Source organism: Micromonospora sp. DSM 45708 (genome assembly GCF_039566955.1).
Lineage (GTDB): Bacteria > Actinomycetota > Actinomycetes > Mycobacteriales > Micromonosporaceae > Micromonospora.
In genome coordinates this window covers 4,962,261-4,976,634 of sequence record NZ_CP154796.1, presented here as the reverse complement: position 1 = coordinate 4,976,634, position 14,374 = coordinate 4,962,261, and the positions used below count along the sequence as shown (strand labels likewise).

The following is a 14,374-nucleotide window of genomic DNA, read 5'->3' as shown; positions in this document are numbered from 1 at the left end:
CCCGGGAGTGCGGCGGCGCGGGCGTCCGGGGGTACGGCGCAACGCCGTACTTCAGTGAGAGAGAGGTGGACGCCGCGCGCCGCCGCGAACCGGGCGTTGCCGAGCGCCCGGTGCCGGCCCGTCGGGTCGGGCCTGGTCACAGCTCCCAGGATGCCCCGGGCGGGTCGACGGGACAACGCATTTAACCGGTACGCGTATTGACCACCTTGATCGGCGGGAGCAGACTGCGAGCACTCGCCTCGAGGAGGTGTGCAGTGGCCACGACGCCCGCGCCGACCGCCGAGCAGCCGATGGACGACGACGCCCGACGACTCGCCGAACTCGGTTACAAGCAGGAGCTGCGCCGCAAGTGGAGCGGCTTCTCCAACTTCGCCATCTCGTTCTCGATCATCTCGATCCTGGCCGGCTGCTTCACCACGTTCGGCCAGGCGTGGAACAACGGCGGCCCGGTCGCCGTGTCCTGGGGCTGGCCGCTGATCTCGATGTTCATCCTGGTCATCGGGTTCTGCCTGGCCGAGCTGGTCTCCGCGTACCCGACCGCGGGCGGGATCTACTGGTGGGCGGCGACCATGGGCCGGCCGGTGCACGGCTGGTTCACCGGCTGGCTCAACCTGATCGGGCTGGTCGCGGTCACCGCCTCGGTCGACTACGGCTGCGCCACGTTCCTCAACCTGACGTTGTCGGCGCTCGTCGACGGCTGGGCCGGCACCGGCCACCAGACGTTCGGGCTGTTCGTGGTGATCCTCGCGCTGCACGGCCTGATCAACATCTACGGGCACCGCATCATCGACGTACTCCAGAACGTCTCGGTCTGGTGGCACGTGGCCGGCGCGGCCGTGGTGGTGCTGATCCTGGTCCTGGTCCCGGACGACCACCAGAGTTTCCGCTTCGTGTTCACCGAGCGGTTCAACAACTCCGGCTTCGGCGACGGGGACAGCGGCGGGCTGACGTTCTGGTTCTACGTGCTGCCGCTGGGCTTCCTGCTGACGCAGTACACGATCACCGGCTTCGACGCCTGCGCGCACGTCTCCGAGGAGACCCGGGGCGCGTCCAAGGCCGCCGCACAGGGGCTCTGGCGGTCGATCTTCTATTCCGCCGTGGGCGGCTGGATCCTGCTGCTCGCGTTCCTGTTCGCCGCCACCGACGTGGACGCGATCAACGACGCGGGTGGCTTCTCCGGGGCGATCTTCTCCACGGCGCTGACCCCGTTCTTCTTCAAGACGGTCATCATCATCTCCACCATCGGGCAGTTCTTCTGCGGGATGAGCTGCGTGACCTCGATGTCGCGGATGGCGTACGCGTTCAGCCGGGACCGGGCGGTGCCCGGCTGGCGGCTCTGGTCGACTGTCAACCGCAACGGCACGCCGGTCAACGCCATCATCGGCGCCACGCTGGCCGGGCTGGTGCTCACGCTGCCCGCGCTCTACCAGCGCGGCGGCATCCCGGTCGCGTTCTACGCGGTGGTGTCGGTGGCGGTGATCGGGCTCTACCTGTCCTTCATCATCCCGATCTTCCTGCGGCTGCGGATGGGCGACCGGTTCGTCCCGGGCCCGTGGACGCTCGGCCGCCGCTACCGGCTGCTCGGCTGGATCGCCGTGGTGGAGATCGCCGTCATCTCGGTCTACTTCGTGCTGCCGATCGTCCCGGCCGGCGTGCCGGGCAATCCCGACTTCAGTTGGACCGCGGTGAACTACGCGCCGCTCGCGATCGGCGGCGTGCTGCTCGGCGTCGCGATCTGGTGGTACGCCTCGGCCCGCACCTGGTTCACCGGCCCCCGCCGCACCGTCGAGCAGACCACCCCCGACACCCCCACGCCACCCTCCTGACCGCCGGCCCCGCCGTGCCGGCGGGTCGGTCGGTGGAACGTCATGGCGGTCAGAACAGCCTTGAGAGGTCCATGGCGTTCCACCGACGCTGTGGGCTCCGCGATCAGGTGGCGGCGTGGAACTGCCGTGCCAGGGTGACGAACGAGCGCCACGACGACGGGTCGATGTGGAGGGTGCCGCCGTCGCGGTCCTTCGTGTCACGCACCAGCACCACGCCCGGCAGGTTGTCGGCGACTTCCACGCAGTCCGTATTGCCGCTGCGAGTCGCCTTGTGCCAGGTCGCGTCGCTCAGGTCCATGAGGTCACCACCTCTTTCAAGAGTTCGATCGACTGCCGGCGGGGCAACGCTTCGCTCCGGATCATCTCCCACCGCGACAGAAGAGTAGCGACGTCGGCATCGCCGTCGATCACACTCGTGGTGAGCTGACACTCCATGCTGGCGACCCAGCCGCCCTCCTCGTCGCGGGCGAGGGTGAACGGACCGGACATGCCGATGTGCAGCCCGACATGCAGCGGAAGTATGTGGACGCTGACGTGGGGACGCTCCGCACATGCGATCAGGTGCTCGATCTGCTGGGACAGCAGGCCCCGGAAGCTCTCGTCATGTCGGTGCAACACGCCTTCGTCGAACACGACCACGAGCTGCGGCGGGTTCTCCTGTCGCAGCACGTCCTGGCGATCCATCCGCGCTGTCACCCGACGATCCACCTCGGTATCGGTGAGCAGACCGTCGCAACGAATGACTGCGCGGGCGTAGTTCTCGGTCTGGAGCAGGGCCGGGATGAGTGTCGGATGGAAACACCGAAGCTGTCGGGCGCCGCGCTCCGCGTCCAGCCACGGCCTGAGCCACGACGGCAGACCGTCCCGCTCGGCAATCTTGAGCAGGGCGACCAGCAGTCCGCCGGAGTGCAGAGCTTCGTCGGCGCGGGCCAGGAAAAGACGGTCGTACGGACGCCCGCCGGTCTCGACGGCCGACACCATCGAGGCGGAGTAGTGCACCAGCCTGCCGAACTCCTCCTGACTGAGGCCGGCCGCGTTCCGCAGCCGGCGGATCTGTGCCCGAATCAACTCCGCTGTCGGCTCTGCCACAACTCCTCCACAGATTTGACCCGAGATTCACTCGACATCCGCTGGCCGTGCTGAGCCCGCACAGGCGCGTCGTGGCCAGGCTCGATGCCTTCCGACCGTAGCGGTGTGGCCAACAGACTGTCACGTAGGCGGATCCGCTCGCCGCAGTCAGGCGCGGGCGGGTTCCAGCCCGGGGCCGCCCGGTCCCGACGATGCCGGGCGGCCCCCTCCAACCACGGCGAGGAGGTTGACATGCGGGTGCACGTCGAAGGGCCGGAGCGGGACCGGACGGGGGCTCCTTCCGCCGACCCGCGACGGGGCGCGCGGGTGGCCGTCCGCCGGCTGCGGTGACGGGACGCCGCCGGGTTCCACACGTGCCCATGCGCCCGCTGTGGCGGTGCCGCAACTGCGGCGCGGAGTGGCCCTGCCAGCCGGCGCGGCTGTCGCTGCTCGTCGAGTACCGGGACGACCGCGTCGGGCTGCTGCTCTACCTGGGCGTCGTGATGGCCGAGGCGACGGAACACCTCGCCCGGTTGAACCCGGGTCATGTGCCGGACCTGCACCACCGTTTCCTGGCCTGGGCGCGGGCGCGTGACTGACGCCGACCGGCGGCTGTCCGCGTACCCGGGAGGTCTAGGCCGGGGGCTGACGGTGGGTGAGCGGGAAGCGGAGGATGCGGTCGTCGTCGGCCGCCGGTGGGACGCCGCGCGGCTCGCGGTTGCTGGTGGTCACCCAGAGCGCGCCGTCGGGGGCGACCGCGACGGTACGCAGGCGGCCGTAGCCGCCGACCAGCTCCGCCACCGGTACGCCGACCGTGCCGTCGTGGTCGACCGGCACGGTCCAGAGCCGGGTGCCGCGCAGCGCGGCCACGTAGAGCGTGCCCCGGGTGAACGCCGCGCCGCTCGGCGACGCCTGCGCCGGCGGCCAGACCACGACCGGGTCCCGGAAGCGGGGGTCACCGGCGATGCCCTCGACGATCGGCCAGCCGTAGTTGCCGCCCGGCACGATCCGGTTCACCTCGTCCCACGTGCTCTGCCCGAACTCGGTGGCGAACAGCCGGCCGTGCCGGTCCCAGGCCAGCCCCTGCACGTTGCGGTGGCCGTAGCTGTAGACCGGCGAGCCGGGGAACGGGTTGCCCGCCGGTGTCCCGCCGTCCGGGCGGATCCGCAGGATCTTGCCGTTGCGGCTGGTCAGGTCCTGGGCGCGGGCCGGCACCCCGGCGTCGCCGACGCCGGCGTAGAGCATGCCGTCGGGGCCGAACGCGATCCGCCCGCCGTCGTGGAAGGTGGCCCGGGGAATGCCGCTGAGCAGCACCTGCGGGACGGGCGTCGCGGCCAGCCGGAACCGGACGACGCGGAGGTCGGTGGCGGTCGTGTAGCAGGCGTAGACCCAGCCGTCCCGCCGGTAGGTGGGGGAGACCGCGAGCCCGAGCAGGCCCGCCTCGCCGCCGGCGACCACGTCGGCGATCCGGGCCACCTGCTCGGCCGGTCGGCCGGGGCGGACCCGGAGGACGGTGCCCCGGTCCCGCTGGGTGACCAGGGCGCTGCCGTCGGGCAGGAAGTCCAGCCCCCAGGGCACCGCCAACCCGGTGGCGACCACCTGCGGGTTCGTCAGGTCGTAGCCGGTCGCCGGCCGCCGGTCGACGTGTCGTTCGAAGCCGGCCGGGCGCAGGTCGACCAGGTCCGGCTGCGGTGCCGTCTCGACGGCGGGGCGGTCGGGGGCGGCGGTGGGCTGCCGGTCGGCGCGGGCGTCGGTGGCGCCCAGCCCGATCGCGAGGACGGTCGCGACGGCCGCGACGATCCGACGACGCATGCGCTCTCCCCGGTTTCGCACCCGGTCCCACCGGGGCATTGACGGTGATCCGGTTTGCCAGTAGACCTTGGTGATGGAGGCTCCCCGATGAGTAGAACGCCCCTCTCGCTGGAACAGTTGCGGGTCGCCGTCGCCGAGGGCGAGATCGACACGGTGGTGCTCGGCCTCACCGACATGCAGGGCCGCCTCCAGGGCAAGCGGTTCCACGCGCCGTTCTTCCTCGACAACGTGGTCGCCGACGGCAGCGAGGGCTGCAACTACCTGCTCGCCGTGGACGTCGACATGAACACCGTCGACGGGTACGCGATGTCGAGCTGGGAACGCGGCTACGGCGACTTCGCCATGCGTCCCGACCTGGACACGCTGCGCCGGATGCCGTGGCAGCCCGGTTCGGCGCTGCTGCTGGCCGACCTGGAGTGGCTGGACGGCTCCGGGCCGGTGGTCGCCTCGCCCCGGCAGATCCTGCGCCGGCAGCTCGACCGGCTGGCCGCGCACGGGCTGACCGCGTACGCCGGCACCGAGTTGGAGTTCGTGCTCTACCGCGACTCGTACGAGGAGGCGTGGTCGCGCGGCTACCGCGACCTGACCCCGGCGAACCAGTACAACGTGGACTACTCGCTGCTCGGCACCGCCCGGGTGGAGCCGCTGCTGCGCCGCATCCGCACCGAGATGGCCGCCGCCGGGCTGACGCCGGAGAGCGCGAAGGGCGAGTGCAACCTCGGCCAGCACGAGATCGCCTTCCGGTACGACGAGGCGGTGGCCTGCGCCGACCACCACGTCATCTACAAGAACGGGGCGAAGGAGATCGCCGCCCAGGAGGGCATGGCGATCACGTTCATGGCGAAGCCGAACGCGCGGGAGGGCAACTCCTGCCACATCCACTTCTCGTTGCGCGACGCGTCCGGCTCGTCGGCGATGCTGGGCGACGGGCCGGCGCACCTGAGCGTGACCGGGCAGCGGGTGCTGGCCGGGCTGCTCGCCACGATGCGCGAGTTCAGTTTGCTCTTCGCCCCCAACATCAACTCCTACAAGCGGTACCAGCCCGGCTCGTTCGCGCCGACCGCGCTGCGCTGGGGCACCGACAACCGCACCTGCGCGCTGCGGCTGGTCGGGCACGGGCAGGGGATGCGGGTGGAGAACCGGGTGCCGGGGGCGGACGTCAACCCGTACCTGGCGATCGCCGCGCTGGTGGCCGGCGCGGTGTACGGCATCGAGCACGAGCTGGAGTTGGCCGAGGAGTGCACCGGCAACGCGTACGACGATCCGGCCGCCGAGCGGGTCCCCGCCACGCTGCGCGACGCGCTCGACCTCTGGCAGCGCTCGACGGTCGCCCCGGAGGCGTTCGGCGACGAGGTGGTCGCCCACTACGCCAACCACGCGAAGGTCGAGCTGTCCGCCTTCGACGCCGCCGTCACGGACTGGGAGCTGATCCGTGGCTTCGAACGCCTCTGACTCCGCCGCTCCTCGCCGATCTTGCACGTGCGGCTCGCTTTTCGCGGCATGAGAGGCTTTTGTCCGGGCAACACCTGCAAGATCGACGAGGCGAGAGGCGACGGATGGCGAAGGGCAGGGGGAGCGCGTGGGTGAGGTGATCTCGCCGGTCAGCGGGGCGGCGATCGCGGAGGTGGCGTCGGCGTCCGTGGCGGAGGTGGACGCCGCCGTGGCGCGGGCGGCTGCTGCGTACGAGGGGTGGCGGAACGTGGCGCCGGGGGATCGGGCGCGGCTGCTGCGGCGGTTCGCGGCCGAGGTGGACGCGCACCGGGAGGAGCTGGCGCAGCTCGAGGTGCGCAACTCCGGGCACACCGTCGGCAACGCGCGCTGGGAGGCCGGCAACGTCCGGGACGTGCTCGACTACTACGCGGGCGCGCCGGAGCGGCTGACCGGCCGGCAGATCCCGGTGCCCGGCGGGCTCGACGTGACGTTCCACGAGCCGCTGGGCGTGGTCGGCGTGATCGTGCCGTGGAACTTCCCGATGCCGATCGCCGGCTGGGGTTTCGCCCCGGCGCTGGCCGCCGGCAACACGGTGGTGCTCAAACCGGCCGAGCTGACGCCGCTGACCGCGCTGCGCCTGGCCGAGCTGGCCCTGGACGCCGGGCTGCCGGAGGGCGTGTTCACCGTGCTGCCCGGGGCGGGCAGCGTGGTCGGCGAGCGGTTCGTCACCCACCCGGCGGTCCGCAAGATCTGCTTCACCGGCTCCACCGAGGTCGGCACCCGGATCATGGCCGGCGCCGCCGACCAGGTGAAGCGGGTGACGCTGGAGCTGGGCGGCAAGTCGGCGAACCTCGTCTTCGCCGACGCGGACCTGGCGAAGGCGGCGGCCAGCGCGCCGTCCGCGGTCTTCGACAACGCCGGCCAGGACTGCTGCGCCCGCTCGCGGATCCTGGTCCAGCGTTCGGCGTACGATCGCTTCCTGGAGCTGCTCGAACCCGCGGTGCGGGCGTTCCGGGTCGAGGACCCGGCCCGGGAGACCGCCGAGATGGGCCCGCTGATCTCCGCCGCGCACCGGGATCGGGTCGCCGGGTACGTCGACGGCGCGGACGTGGCGTTCACCGGCTCCCGCCCGGACGGCCCCGGCTTCTGGTACGCCCCCACGGTGCTGCTCGCCGACTCCCCGGCGGACCGGCACTGGCGTGAGGAGATCTTCGGCCCGGTCGTCTCGGTGCTCCCGTTCGACGACGAGGCGGACGCGATCCGGCTCGCCAACGACACCGAGTACGGCCTCTCCGGCTCGATCTGGACCCGGGACGTGGGCCGGGCCGTGCGGGTGGCCCGGGCCGTCGAGGCGGGCAACCTCAGCGTCAACTCGCACTCCTCGGTGCGCTACTGGACCCCCTTCGGCGGGATGAAGCGTTCCGGCCTCGGTCGGGAGCTGGGTCCGGACGCGCTGCACGCCTTCACCGACGTCAAGAACGTGTTCATCGGCACCGAGGAGTGATCACAGTGCAGGGACGACTTTCCGACCGGGTGGCGGTGGTGACCGGCGCGGGCAGCGGGATCGGGCTGGCCACCGTGCGGCGCTTCGCCGCCGAGGGGGCCCGGGTGGTCTGCGTGGACGTCGACGTCGACGCCGGCACCCGGGCCGCGCAGGAGGTGGGCGGCGAGTTCGTCGCCGCCGACGTGGCCGACGAGACGGCGGTACGTGACCTCTTCGACGGCGTGGTGGCCCGCCACGGCCGGGTCGACGTCGCCTTCAACAACGCCGGCATCTCGCCGCCGGACGACGACTCGATCCTGGAGACCGGGCTGGACGCCTGGGAGCGGGTGCTGCGGGTCAACACCACGAGCGTCTACCTGTGCTGCAAGCACGTCATCCCGCACATGCGGCGGCAGGGCAAGGGCTCGATCATCAACACCGCCTCGTTCGTCGCGCTGATGGGCGCGGCCACCTCGCAGATCGCGTACACGGCGAGCAAGGGCGGGGTGCTGGCGATGACCCGCGAGCTGGGCGTGCAGTTCGCCCGCGAGGGCATCCGGGTCAACGCGCTCTGCCCCGGCCCGGTGGCCACGCCGCTGCTGCGGGAGCTGTTCGCCAAGGACCCGGAGCGGGCCGCCCGGCGGCTCGTGCACGTGCCGATGGGGCGGTTCGGCGACCCGACCGAGATCGCCGCCGCGGTGGCGTTCCTGGCCAGCGACGACGCCTCGTTCATGACCGCCGCGCAGTTCGTGGTCGACGGCGGCATCACCGGCGCGTACGTCACTCCGCTCTGAGAGGCGGTGTAGCGCGGATCACAGTCGACCGACCCGGGGGCCCGCCGGGTCGCTCCTGCCCGCGGGTTACGACAGGATGAGGCGGAGGTAACCAGCGTCCGCCGGGCCGTGTGCGTTACGTTGCTCGTCCGTCGGGGTAGTAGGCGGGGACGGTCGGCGCAGACGCGCCGGCCGTCGATGGACATGCCGGAGCGGGAGGCTGCATGGGCTCGGCCCAGGGGGGCGGGGACGTCGGTTCTTCGTCTCCGGCGGCCGGCGGGTCGTCGATGCCTGCGCTGTTGACCGCCGCGTTCGCCGCCGGCGGTGAGATGGGCGAGCGGCTGCGCGGCTTCGACTGGTCCACCACCCCGCTCGGCACCCCGGACGGCTGGCCCGCCGCGCTGCGCCACGCGGTGAGCACCATGCTGGCCTCGCGCGCCCAGATGGTGGTGTTCTGGGGCGCGGAGCACCTGGCCTTCTACAACGACGCCTACCGGCCCACCATCGGCGACAAGCATCCGGCCGTGATCGGGCAGTCGGCCCGGCTGCACTGGGCGGAGACCTGGGACGTGCTCGGCCCGCTCCTGGACGGGGTGCGCGGCACCGGCGTGCCCTACCGGGGCGAGGACCACCCCTTCGTGATCAACCGGCACGGTTTTCTGGAGGACGTCTACTTCGACGTCTCGTACGACCCGATCCGCGAGACCGACGGCAGCGTCAACGGCATCTTCTGCTTCGTCAACGAGACCACCGGCCGGGTGCTCGGCGAGCGCCGGCTGCGGGCCCTGGCCGAGCTCGGCAACGAGCTGGGCGACGTGCCGAACACGCTGGAACTGGGCCGGGCCGTCGCCCGGGTGCTCGACGCGCACCGCGGCGACGTGCCGTTCAGCGCGCTGTGGCTCACCGACTCCGTCGGCACCGCCGCGTTGGCCGGCTGCGCCGGCGTCGAGCCGGCCACGGTCGCCGGCTGGTCCGGGCTGTCCGACGGTGAGCCGCTGACCGCGCCGCGCTGGGTCGCCACCGCCGACCTGCCGGGCGCGGTGCCGCCGGACGCCGCCGACCAGGCGCTGCTGCTGCCGCTGGTCGCCACCAACGAGCCGGCCGGCGCGCTGCTGCTGGGCGTGTCCCGCCGGCTGCCGTTCAGCGACGACTACCGCGACTTCGTCGATCTGGTCGCCGCGCAGGTGTCCCGCGCCGTGGGCAAGCAGCGGGCGTACGAGCAGGAGCGCGCCCGCGCCGCCGAGCTGGCCGCGCTCGACCGCGCCAAGACCAACTTCTTCGCCAACGTCAGCCACGAGTTCCGGACCCCGCTCACCCTGGTGCTCGGCCCGCTGGAGGACATGCTCGCCGACCGGGAGCTGCCCGACCGCTACCTCGACCGGCTGACCATGATGCACCGCAACGGGCTGCGCCTGCTCAAGCTGGTCAACACCGTGCTCGACTTCTCCCGGCTGGAGTCCGGCCGGCTGGCCGCCCGCTACCAGCCCACCGACCTGTCCGACTACACCTCCCGGCTGGCCAGCACGTTCCGCTCGGCCACCGAACGGGCGGGGCTGCGCCTGATGGTCGACTGCCCGCCGCTGCCGGCGCCGGTCTACGTCGACCGGGACATGTGGGAGAAGATCGTCCTCAACCTGGTGTCGAACGCGGTGAAGTTCACCTTCGAGGGTGACATCGTGGTCCGGGTGCGTCCCGGCGACGGGTCCGCCGTGCTGGAGGTGACCGACACCGGCGTCGGCATCACGCCGCAGGAGCTGCCGCAGGTCTTCGAACGGTTCCACCGGGTGGTCGGCGCGCGCTCGCGCACGCACGAGGGCACCGGCATCGGGCTCGCGCTGGTCCGCGAGCTGGTCGAGATGCACGGCGGCACGGTGACCGCGCGCAGCGTCGTCGACCGGGGCACGACCTTCACCGTCACCCTGCCGTTCGGCTACGCGCACCTGCCCGCCGACCGGGTGTCCGCGCTCTCGCCGGTGCCGCTGAGCGAGCCGGAGCAGGCCCGGCTCTACGTCGCCGAGACGGCGCTCTGGACCGACGAGGTGGCCCGGCCCGTCGGGCTGCCCGAGCCGTCCGGCACGCCGGGTGGCTCCGGTCGCGTCCTGCTCGCCGACGACAACCCCGACCTGCGCGAGCACGTCAGCCGGCTGCTCTCCCCGGCGTACGAGGTGGTGGCCGTGCCGGACGGCGTGGAGGCGCTGCGGCTGGCCGTGGACTCCCCGTTCGACCTGGTGCTGACCGACGTGATGATGCCCCGGCTGGACGGCTTCGGGCTGGTCACCGCGCTGCGCGCCAACCCGGTCACCCGACACGTCCCGATCGTGCTGCTCTCCGCGCGGGCCGGTGCGGCGGAGGAGGTGGCCGGCCTCACCGCCGGCGCGGACGACTACCTCACCAAGCCGTTCTCCAGCCAGGAGCTGGTCGCCCGGGTCCGGGCCAACGTCGAGCTGGGCCAGCTCCGCGGGCAGATCATCCGCCGGCTGCGGGCGCTAGCCGACGCCGCGGTGGCGATCAACACGGCCCGCTCCACCGCCGACGTGGTGCGGGTGGCCGCGCAACACGCGATCGGTCTGGCCGAGGCGGGCCGGGTGCTGGTGGTCGCCACCGGCGCCCGCCACGAGGAGGACACCGGCGGGGACCTGCCGGCCGAGCCGTCCGCGGTGCTGCCGCTCACCGGCACCACCGGCGAGCAGCTCGGCGAGCTGCGGGTGTGGCGCCGGGAGGGCGGCGGCACGGAGCAGGCGGCGTTGACCGAACTGGCCCGGCTGGTCGGCGTACGACTGGAGAACGCCCAGCTCTACGAGGCCGAGCACCGGATCGCCACCACGCTCCAGCACAGCCTGCTGCCGCGTACGCTGCCGCAGCTGCCCGGCGCGTTGGTGGCCAGCCGCTACCTGCCGGGCAGCGCCGACGTGGAGGTCGGCGGCGACTGGTACGACGTGATGGGCACGCCCGACGACGAGCTGGTGCTGGTCATCGGCGACGTGGTCGGCAAGGGCGTGCGGGCTGCCGCCGCGATGGGTCAGCTCCGCAACGCGCTGCGGGCGTACGTGCTGGAGGGTTACGACCCGGGCGAGGCGCTGACCCGGCTCAACCGGCTGGTGCACTCCACCGGCAGCGGCTCCTTCGCCACCCTGGTCTGCCTCACCTTCTGCCCGCGCACCGGCCTGCTCCGGTACGCCAGCGCGGGTCATCCCTCGCCCCTGCTGATTCGCGGAGACGACGTGGCGTTCCTGCACGATCGGGCCCTCGGACCGCCGGTCGGGGCGATCCCCGGCACCACCTACCCGACCGCCGAGAGCGAACTCGCCCCCGGCGGCCGGCTGCTGCTCTACACCGACGGCCTGATCGAGGACCGGGAGGAGGGCATCGACGCCGGGCTCCGCCAGCTACGGGTCGACGCCGCCGCGAGCGGTGCACACGTCGCCGATCTGGTGGACGCCGTGGTGGAGCGTGTCGCCGGGCGTACCCGACACGACGACGTGGCGGTGCTGGCGCTGGAGGCGGCCGAGCGGAACCACTTCGCGCTGCGGCTGCCGGCGGACCCGACCCGGCTCAGCGTGCTGCGCAAGCGCCTGGAGGACTTCCTCGTCGCCCACCGGGTCGGCGAGACCGACCTCTTCGACCTGACGGTGGCGATCTCGGAGGCCGCCGCGAACGCGATCGAGCACCCGGTCGACCCGGTCGACGCGTCCATCGAGGTCGAGGTCACCATCGCCGACCACACGGTGACCGCGACCGTCCGGGACAGCGGCCGGTGGCGCGAGTCCAGCGGGTCGAGTTTCCGTGGCCGCGGGCTGGCGCTGATCCGGGCGCTCGGGGAGATGAGCGTGACCCGGACCGGGGACGGCACCGAGTTGACGCTGCGACGCCGGCTGGCCGACTAGGGCTCAGGCGTCGGCCAGCCACTCCTGCTCGCCCAGGCCGGAGATCTCCAGCACGCGGCGGACCTGCCGGGAGGGCAGCACGGTGAGCGCGGCCGGCAACCGCTGGGCGAGCCGGACCACCGCGTGGATGGCGGCCGAGTCGAAGAAGGTCACCGCCCGCAGGTCGAGCAGGAGCCGGGTGGCGGGCTCACGCAGCGCGGTCTGGAACATGGTGTCGGCGGTCGCCATGTCGACCTCGCCGGTCACCAGGACACGCAGGCGGTCGCCGTCACCCTCCGCCGTCACGGAGAAGACGGGCGGCGCACCCCCTTGATCCACGCAGCAACAATGGCACAGCGTTTGCGGTACGGCAACAACCTCCCCGAGGGCCGTGGCGGGGTCGTCGTCGGGGGCGGCGATAGGCTGAGGGCATGACCGTCCGTGCGCCGCTGACCCCAGGCACGCTCTCCCCGTGGCGGGCGGTCCCCGCCCACATCCCGCGTCCGGAGTACGTGGGAAAGAAGCGCCCGCAGGAGTGGCGCGGGTCGCACGTGCAGACACCGGAGACCATCGAGAAGATGCGCGTGGCCGGCCGGCTCGCGGCCCGGGCCACCCAGCTCGCCGGCGAGCACTGCAAGCCGGGGGTGACCACCGACGAGATCGACAGGGTGGTGCACGAGTTCCTCTGCGACCACGGCGCCTACCCGTCGACGCTGGGCTACCGGGGCTTTCCGAAGTCCTGCTGCACCAGCCTCAACGAGGTGATCTGCCACGGCATCCCCGACTCCACCGTGCTTCAGGACGGCGACATCATCAACGTCGACGTGACGGCCTACCTCAACGGCGTGCACGGCGACACCGACGCGACGTTCTGTGTGGGCGAGGTGAGCGAGGACGCCCGGCTGCTGGTCGAGCGGACCCACACGGCCATGATGCGCGGCATCAAGGCGGTCGCCCCGGGACGGCAGATCAACGTCGTCGGCCGGGTGATCGAGTCGTACGCCAAGCGGTTCGGCTACGGCGTGGTCCGCGACTTCACCGGCCACGGCATCGGCGAGGCGTTCCACAGCGGCCTCTACGTGCCGCACTACGACAGCCCGCGCCCCACCGACCTGATGGAGCCCGGCATGACGTTCACCATCGAGCCGATGATCACCATCGGCACCCACGAGTACGACGTGTGGGACGACGGCTGGACGGCCGTCACGAAGGACCGCAGGTGGACCGCGCAGTTCGAGCACACCATCGTCGTGACCGACGACGGCTACGAGATCCTGACCCTGCCGTGACCGAGACCCCGGCGGCGCTGCGCGAGGCGCACCACGCGGACGTGTCCGGCGGCTGGCTGCGGCCGGCCGTCTTCGGCGCGATGGACGGGCTGGTCACCAACATCGCGTTGATCGCCGGCGTCGGCGGTGGCGGGGTGTCGCCGCGCAGCGTCGTGCTGACCGGCGCGGCCGGCCTGGTGGCCGGCGCCATCTCGATGGGTCTGGGCGAGTACACCAGCGTCCGCTCCGCCAACGAGCAGGTCGCCGCCGAGGTGGCCAAGGAACGGCGCGAGCTGGAGCGGCACCCGGAGGCGGAGGCGCGCGAGCTGGCCGACGCCTGGGTCGCCCGCGGCCTGCCCCGCGACCTGGCCACCCAGGTCGCCGAGGCGGTCCGGCGCAACCCGGAGGAGGCGCTGCGCGTGCACGTCCGGGAGGAGTTGGGCGTCGACCCGGACGACCAGCCCAGCCCGTGGGCGGCGGCGATCTCGTCGTTCATCTGCTTCTCGATCGGCGCCCTGGTGCCGCTGCTGTCGTACCTGCTCGGCTTCACCAGCCTCTGGTTGGCGCTCGCCGTCGGCGGGGTGGGGCTCTTCGTCGCCGGCGCGATCGTGGCCCGGTTCACCTACCGCTCGTGGTGGACCAGCGGCCTGCGGCAGTTGCTGCTCGGCGCGCTGGCGGCCGGCGCCACCTACCTGATCGGCGCCCTGATCGGCGTCGGCGGCCTCGCCTGACACCCCGCCCCCACCCCACACCCCACCCCCGCGCGCTGATTCACGGAAAGCGTGGGTATCGGGCGTGAAATGACCACGCTTTCCGTGAATCAGCGCGGATCTTGGGGAGGGGTTCGGTC

Annotated in this window: 12 protein-coding genes; 8 read left to right on the top strand and 4 right to left on the bottom strand. The window is 72.3% G+C overall.

Annotated features, from left to right (window positions below):
- Positions 1-254 precede the first annotated feature (254 nt).
- Positions 255-1,826: an amino acid permease gene (locus VKK44_RS21135; protein ID WP_343442910.1), complete on the top strand. Its 1,572-nt coding sequence runs from the start codon at positions 255-257 to the stop codon at positions 1,824-1,826.
- Between the two features lie 103 nt (positions 1,827-1,929).
- On the opposite strand, the gene VKK44_RS21130 is transcribed toward VKK44_RS21135, so the two are convergent.
- Together VKK44_RS21130 and VKK44_RS21125 are read right to left on the bottom strand one after the other, a co-directional pair.
- Positions 1,930-2,124, bottom strand: a complete 195-nt coding sequence (locus VKK44_RS21130; protein ID WP_343442909.1) for a DUF397 domain-containing protein — start codon at positions 2,122-2,124, stop codon at positions 1,930-1,932.
- Positions 2,115-2,915 carry a helix-turn-helix domain-containing protein gene (locus VKK44_RS21125; RefSeq protein WP_343442907.1) on the bottom strand — a complete coding sequence of 267 codons (801 nt, stop codon included), beginning with the start codon at positions 2,913-2,915 and terminating at the stop codon, positions 2,115-2,117. Before VKK44_RS21125 ends, VKK44_RS21130 begins: the two co-directional genes overlap by 10 nt.
- Before the next feature lie 359 nt (positions 2,916-3,274).
- Between VKK44_RS21125 and VKK44_RS21120 the strand changes: the two genes are divergently transcribed.
- Positions 3,275-3,493: a flavin reductase gene (locus tag VKK44_RS21120; protein WP_343447846.1), complete on the top strand. Its 219-nt coding sequence runs from the start codon at positions 3,275-3,277 to the stop codon at positions 3,491-3,493.
- 34 nt (positions 3,494-3,527) lie between these two features.
- On the opposite strand, the gene VKK44_RS21115 is transcribed toward VKK44_RS21120, so the two are convergent.
- On the bottom strand, positions 3,528-4,706 hold the full coding sequence (locus VKK44_RS21115; protein ID WP_343442905.1) for a PQQ-dependent sugar dehydrogenase: 1,179 nt from the start codon (positions 4,704-4,706) through the stop codon (positions 3,528-3,530).
- A gap of 87 nt (positions 4,707-4,793) precedes the next feature.
- Here VKK44_RS21115 and VKK44_RS21110 point away from each other — a divergent pair, with 87 nt between their 5' ends.
- The 4 genes from VKK44_RS21110 to VKK44_RS21095 all read left to right on the top strand — a co-directional run bounded on the left by VKK44_RS21110 (position 4,794) and on the right by VKK44_RS21095 (position 12,277).
- Positions 4,794-6,158 carry a glutamine synthetase family protein gene (locus VKK44_RS21110; RefSeq protein WP_343442903.1) on the top strand — a complete coding sequence of 455 codons (1,365 nt, stop codon included), beginning with the start codon at positions 4,794-4,796 and terminating at the stop codon, positions 6,156-6,158.
- Between the two features lie 127 nt (positions 6,159-6,285).
- Positions 6,286-7,641 carry an aldehyde dehydrogenase family protein gene (locus VKK44_RS21105; protein WP_458351550.1) on the top strand — a complete coding sequence of 452 codons (1,356 nt, stop codon included), beginning with the start codon at positions 6,286-6,288 and terminating at the stop codon, positions 7,639-7,641.
- A gap of 5 nt (positions 7,642-7,646) precedes the next feature.
- A complete protein-coding gene (locus VKK44_RS21100) occupies positions 7,647-8,414 on the top strand; it encodes a 3-oxoacyl-ACP reductase (protein WP_343442901.1) in 768 nt (255 codons plus the stop codon).
- A gap of 203 nt (positions 8,415-8,617) precedes the next feature.
- A complete protein-coding gene (locus tag VKK44_RS21095) occupies positions 8,618-12,277 on the top strand; it encodes a SpoIIE family protein phosphatase (protein ID WP_343442899.1) in 3,660 nt (1,219 codons plus the stop codon).
- A gap of 3 nt (positions 12,278-12,280) precedes the next feature.
- On the opposite strand, the gene VKK44_RS21090 is transcribed toward VKK44_RS21095, so the two are convergent.
- Positions 12,281-12,595 (bottom strand): STAS domain-containing protein, encoded by a 315-nt coding sequence (locus VKK44_RS21090; RefSeq protein ID WP_343442898.1) that lies wholly within the window; start codon positions 12,593-12,595, stop codon positions 12,281-12,283.
- A 92-nt stretch (positions 12,596-12,687) separates the two neighbouring features.
- Here VKK44_RS21090 and map point away from each other — a divergent pair, with 92 nt between their 5' ends.
- Complete coding sequence (gene map / locus VKK44_RS21085; protein ID WP_343442897.1) at positions 12,688-13,545, top strand: type I methionyl aminopeptidase; 858 nt, start codon at positions 12,688-12,690, stop codon at positions 13,543-13,545.
- Positions 13,542-14,255, top strand: a complete 714-nt coding sequence (locus tag VKK44_RS21080; RefSeq protein ID WP_343442896.1) for a VIT1/CCC1 transporter family protein — start codon at positions 13,542-13,544, stop codon at positions 14,253-14,255. Before map ends, VKK44_RS21080 begins: the two co-directional genes overlap by 4 nt.
- Positions 14,256-14,374 lie beyond the last annotated feature (119 nt).